The organism is Bacillus cereus group sp. BfR-BA-01381, from assembly GCF_022663555.1.
GTDB classification, from domain to species: Bacteria; Bacillota; Bacilli; order Bacillales; family Bacillaceae_G; genus Bacillus_A; species Bacillus_A pacificus.
Map to the genome: position 1 here is coordinate 1 of NZ_JAKUFR010000250.1, position 355 is coordinate 355.

The following is a 355-nucleotide window of genomic DNA, read 5'->3' on the forward strand; positions in this document are numbered from 1 at the left end:
GCGGGTTCGACCCCCGCCCTCGGCACCATATGCGCCCGTAGCTCAATTGGATAGAGCGTTTGACTACGGATCAAGAGGTTAGGGGTTCGACTCCTCTCGGGCGCGCTTTTAATAACGGGAAGTGGCTCAGCTTGGTAGAGCACCTGGTTTGGGACCAGGGGGTCGCAGGTTCAAATCCTGTCTTCCCGATATTCCAAAAAACATGGGGCCTTAGCTCAGCTGGGAGAGCGCCTGCCTTGCACGCAGGAGGTCAGCGGTTCGATCCCGCTAGGCTCCACTTTATTTATTATATGTCTCGGAGGTATACCCAAGTTCGGCTGAAGGGATCGGTCTTGAAAACCGACAGGCGGTGAGA

The 355-nt window shown here is 55.8% G+C and carries 3 tRNA genes; all 3 read left to right on the forward strand.

Going from position 1 to position 355, the window contains the following annotated elements:
- Nucleotides 1-31 precede the first annotated feature (31 nt).
- A tRNA-Arg gene (locus MR079_RS28560) sits at nt 32-105 on the forward strand.
- Between the two features lie 10 nt (nt 106-115).
- Nucleotides 116-189, forward strand: a tRNA-Pro gene (locus MR079_RS28565).
- A gap of 15 nt (nt 190-204) precedes the next feature.
- Nucleotides 205-277, forward strand: a tRNA-Ala gene (locus tag MR079_RS28570).
- Nucleotides 278-355 lie beyond the last annotated feature (78 nt).